Origin of the sequence: Moorena sp. SIO2C4 (genome assembly GCF_010672485.1) — a bacterium.
Classification (GTDB): Bacteria; Cyanobacteriota; Cyanobacteriia; order Cyanobacteriales; family Coleofasciculaceae; genus Moorena; species Moorena producens.
The window spans coordinates 1-4,073 of sequence record NZ_JAAHGN010000693.1; the positions used below are offsets into that span (position 1 = coordinate 1).

Below are 4,073 nucleotides of genomic sequence, written 5' to 3' on the forward strand. Positions count from 1 at the left end.
TTATGACAGGTGGCAGCATTCCCCACAACGATATTGCGATTAATCTACTCGCTGCGCTACGTCCCCACGTTCGTCCCAAAGGCTGTCGCATCAATATTGCTGATGCCAAAGTAAAGGTCACCGAATCTATCTACCGTTATCCAGATGTGGTGGTGAGCTGCGATCAGCGAGATAGAATAACGATCAACGCGATCCAATATCCAAAACTTATCGTTGAAGTACTTTCCCCCGGTACAGAAGCTCTCGATCGGGGCAATAAGTTCAAAGAATATCGCACTCTACCCAGCCTAGAAGAATACGTCCTGATCAGCTCTACTGAGATCAACGTCGAGATTTACCGGAGGGGGGAAGGGCGGTTGTGGCTATACACGGCATACCAAGCTGGAGATGTGATCACCCTCGAAAGCGTTGGTTTTGAGTTTGCGATCGCACTCCTGTATGAGGATATTCCACTAGACCGGTGAACTATCTCAGACTAAGGTTTGGTGGTGCGATCGCCCAAGGAATGATGAATACATTCGATCTAGCATATAATCTTACCAGAAAAGGTTCCTGTTTCTTTTAAAATCTCATGGGAAAGGATCGTTTCCACAATGCAGTGAGAACTGCCCTAGAAAAAGAGAACTGGGTAATTACCGCCGATCCCTATCAACTGAGTGTTGGGGGAGTCGATTTTGAAATTGATCTTGCTGCAGAGCTAATCGCTGCGGAACGAGCAGGAGAAAAAATTGCTGTGGAAATTAAAAGCTTTATTGGTCGATCCCTTGTCTCCGATTTTCATACTGCCCTTGGGCAATGCATCAATTATCAATTTGCCCTAAATGAAGTTGATTCTCAACGTAATCTTTACCTTGCTATTCCTGAAACAATTTACCAATCTTTCTTCCAGCGACGCTTTGTAAAATCAGTAATTGATAAGACTCAAATCAATTTACTTATCTATGACCAAACTCAGGAGGTTATTCGGCAATGGCTGTAGAAGAATCTGTAGAACAATATCGTCAGTGGATTCAGCAATTACTTCTAGAACGAGCCAACCGCAAGCCCACCTTCCCGGAAATCGAAGCCCAGGCGGTTTTGGACACAGAACGAGATCATTATCTGTTGCTGCACACTGGCTGGAAAGATAACCGTCGCACCCACGGATGTAGCCTCCACTTAGATATCAAAAATGGTAAAATCTGGATTCACCATGATGGCACTGAAATTGGCATTGCTACCGAATTGCTTGAACTCGGTGTTCCGGCTGAGGATATTGTCCTTGGCTTCCACTCCCCCAACATGCGCCAATACACTGAGTTTGCCGTTGATTAACTAGACTTCGGGCGTTGCTGAATCTTTCAATCAATAGGAGTAGAGTTGGCATCCTGCCCGGGCCAAAACATCGCCGAACAGGCAAGATGCCTATTCCACGGGTAGAGTGGGCATCCTGCCCGCCCCAAAACATCGCTAAACAGGCAAGATGCCTATTCTACAGGATTTTTTTCCTGTTCCCTGCTCCGAAGTCCCTGCTCCCTAAAAACATGTACTTCACCAATTGAAAACCGCTATATTGATAATCATAAAGAAGAATAGGAATTAAAGCCATGAGTAGCTCAAATCAAAAACACTATAAAAGAATCGGGAGTATCTATGATGATTTGTGGAGTTACTCAGAAGACTACATTAGATTTATGGGGTTAAAAATTAGTGAATATTTACGCTTGACCTCAACAGATAGTCTTGTAGATTTAGGCTGTGGCACAGGGCTTTTTACCCAAGCAATTCCTAAGGAAATACAGTTAGACAATCCAATTATATGCGTGGATCCTTCTGAAGAGATGCTATCACAAATTCCCTTAAGCCCCCAATACCAAATTAGGGCAGTAGATGCGATTACTTTTGTATCTGAAACTTCAGGTTATAATAAGGTCTATATGAAGGAAGCAATTCATCATATAGATAATAAAGAATTACTATTTAGTAGTTTGTTCCAAAGGCTAAATAGTGGAGGAATGTTTTTGCTGATACTTCTGCCTCCAACTATTGAGTATCCTTTATTCAAGGCAGCTTTAGAGCGATATGAAAGAGGGCAGCCTAACTATAACGACCTCACTAGTTTACTAGAAAAAGTCGGCTTCAACGTTTCAGTTGATTTTGTTGAATATCTTCAGTCAATTCCTAAAGAGCAATACTTGAAAATGGTAGAGAATCGCTATATGTCCTTACTTTCATTCTTTGATGATCAACAGTTAGAGGAAGGTTTAGCAGAAATCTCAGAAAAATATGCTCAACAATCTATCCTTGAATTTCCTGACCGTTTTGTTTTTATTACAGCAAGTAAGTAGTTAAGCAGTCAGCTATCAGCTATCAGCTATCAGCTATAAGTTATCAGCTATAAGTTATCAGCTATAAGTTATCAGCTATCAGCTATCAGCTATCAGCTATCAGCTATCAGCTATCAGCTATCAGCTATAAGTTATCAGCTATCAGCTATCAGCTAATGCGCTACGGATGGTGCTACTTGAGGGGCTTTTGAATCAAACAGGTCAGCATTCGAATAATGCTGAGTTATGTCACAGCGTCGAAGGCTGTGGCACAAACTAGAAGCCTGTGCCACAAAGCTGACGGCTGACGGCTGACGGCTGACGGCTGAATGCTTACGTTAAACGTTATGGATTTACCTTTACTGCCAAAGATATAGGGATTTGCAACAGGTCTAGTTACCGGCCTAAACCAGTAGTTGCGATCGCATCCGCTCTAGCATTCAATCGCTTCAGTAAGGTTGTATGGGAGAGATTGGGATCATCCTCAATAGTGACCAAACCAAAACTAATCGGGGGTGTATGACCGGGCAAATCTACCCAACGATACCAGGTATAACCAACAAAAGCGGGATGAGTCAAAGCCCTGGCTAAGGACTTAGCGCCATTACGCATCATCCGTGACCTTTCGGAAAAGCCGTCTTCTGGTTCATCGGGTAAGGCTCGTTGAGTAAACCTGGTGTGTCCCCAACTAAACTCACTGTTGAGCACTGGCAATTTTGTAGCTTGGTAGTATAGGTCTATCCGCTCATACATGTTGTAGCGATAATTGTTAGCAGATACAACATCTACCCAAGGTCTTTTGATAGCGGAAAATACTGCATCAGAAGGAGGTGCCCCAAACCTACATCCCAGGATTAAATGGTTGTGGTCATAGCGGTGAATTGCTGCTGCAGTTTCCTGAAAATAGCGTCGAGCAAATTCTGCTTGAAACCCATTCTGATCGACTAAGTAGCCTTTAGAAACAATCCCTTGTTTTGTTTTAGTCCATGCTTTAATCGTGTCTCTAGATTCAATTGGGACCTGCCAATCTTTAGCTAACTGCTCTAGACTATTACCATGGCGCTTTAACACAAAATCCCAGGCAGCACTATAGGCAGGTTTTTCTGGATTGAGGCTAAGGCAAAATTGTAGTAAGGATGCCTTGGCGAGATTGGTGAGCAACAACTCTGGGTTAACCTTTCGGTCTGGTGTTTCGGCGTGTGCCCAATTAAGTTCATTGTCAGTAAAATATCCCACTAGCAGCTTACTAGTTGCCACCGGTGCTACGATTTCCTTAGCTTTAGCATCAATCCCTTCAATCCATTTTGGATCAAACACATCGGGTAACTTGAGCTTCTTATCATCAACCCTAAGTTCGCTGTCTGGAGCAGCTTTGACGAAATTTAGTATAACCGTGTAGGGCATACCCTGATCCCACAATTGAGGTGGTGTCCATGCTCCTAGGGCATTAAAATTCCAGCTCCGCAGCCGCTCAAAGGTAGCTTCCCGAAATGCAGCCGGGTCTTGACCATATTTATTCTCGACAACCGGAACATAGGGAGCAGGATAGCCAAAGTTGACGGAGGTGACACCCCGGTAAAGGAAGGGTTTGCCATCGGGGTCAATGAACCACCAACGACCTTTGTGGGATTTGCCAACTCGGAAAAAATCCTGCTGACCTACTACGGTTTCGGTCTTGATGCGTACTTGGGCAAGAGGACTAGCAGCTTGGGAGGCAAGAAGACTATTGGGTAGGGCAGAACTCAGCAGTACGATCACTGCTGAGAA

The 4,073-nt window shown here is 43.9% G+C and carries 4 protein-coding genes and 1 pseudogene; 4 read left to right on the forward strand and 1 reads right to left on the reverse strand.

Features of this window, described 5'->3' with window-relative positions; genetic code table 11:
* The 4 genes from F6K20_RS27315 to F6K20_RS27330 form a co-directional block, all read left to right on the forward strand.
* On the forward strand, nucleotides 1-464 hold a 464-nt coding region (locus F6K20_RS27315; RefSeq protein ID WP_287296753.1), incomplete at its 5' end, for a Uma2 family endonuclease.
* Between the two features lie 107 nt (nucleotides 465-571).
* Nucleotides 572-979, forward strand: a complete 408-nt coding sequence (locus F6K20_RS27320; RefSeq protein WP_287296755.1) for a XisH family protein — start codon at nucleotides 572-574, stop codon at nucleotides 977-979.
* Nucleotides 970-1,314, forward strand: coding sequence for a XisI protein (locus F6K20_RS27325; protein ID WP_287296757.1), 345 nt, complete (start codon nucleotides 970-972; stop codon nucleotides 1,312-1,314). The genes F6K20_RS27320 and F6K20_RS27325 overlap by 10 nt, the downstream gene beginning before the upstream one ends.
* Before the next feature lie 272 nt (nucleotides 1,315-1,586).
* A complete protein-coding gene (locus F6K20_RS27330) occupies nucleotides 1,587-2,327 on the forward strand; it encodes a class I SAM-dependent methyltransferase (protein ID WP_287265853.1) in 741 nt (246 codons plus the stop codon).
* Nucleotides 2,328-2,702: 375 nt separating this feature from the next.
* On the opposite strand, the pseudogene F6K20_RS27335 reads toward F6K20_RS27330, so the two are convergent.
* Nucleotides 2,703-4,073, reverse strand: a pseudogene (locus F6K20_RS27335) (hypothetical protein); the annotation flags it as partial.

Excerpts from the sequence above, each read along its gene's own strand:
- F6K20_RS27320 (WP_287296755.1), top strand. The coding sequence starts at position 572 with ATGGGAAAGGATCGTTTCCACAATGCAGTGAGAACTGCCCTAGAAAAA.
- F6K20_RS27325 (WP_287296757.1), top strand. The coding sequence starts at position 970 with ATGGCTGTAGAAGAATCTGTAGAACAATATCGTCAGTGGATTCAGCAA.
- F6K20_RS27330 (WP_287265853.1), top strand. The coding sequence starts at position 1,587 with ATGAGTAGCTCAAATCAAAAACACTATAAAAGAATCGGGAGTATCTAT.